Raw genomic sequence first — 246 nt, 5'->3', positions numbered from 1 at the left:
GTAATGGCGAGTCCAATTTCACGTCGAGATTTTTTAATCATGTCTGCCAAAGGTGCAGGTGCAGCGGTGGTGTCTTATGGCCTAATGGGATGCGGCAGCGCCATCGAGCCAGAGATCTCTGTTGAGTTTACCCACGGCGTAGCCAGTGGCGACCCCTTAGCTGATGCGGTCATCTTATGGACACGCGTAACGCCCGCCCGCACTGGTAACATTAAGGTGGCATGGGAAATTGCAACAGATATAGAC

The 246-nt window shown here is 52.8% G+C and carries 1 protein-coding gene; it reads left to right on the top strand.

Annotated elements, in window-relative coordinates; translation table 11 throughout:
* Window positions 1-39 precede the first annotated feature (39 nt).
* Window positions 40-246: PhoD-like phosphatase N-terminal domain-containing protein (locus Q4528_RS15320; protein ID WP_303522564.1), on the top strand; the 207-nt coding region annotated here is incomplete at its 3' end.

Origin of the sequence: Staphylococcus pasteuri (assembly GCF_030547725.1) — a bacterium.
Lineage (GTDB): Bacteria > Bacillota > Bacilli > Staphylococcales > Staphylococcaceae > Staphylococcus > Staphylococcus pasteuri.
This window is presented reverse-complemented; position numbering and strand designations above follow the sequence as displayed.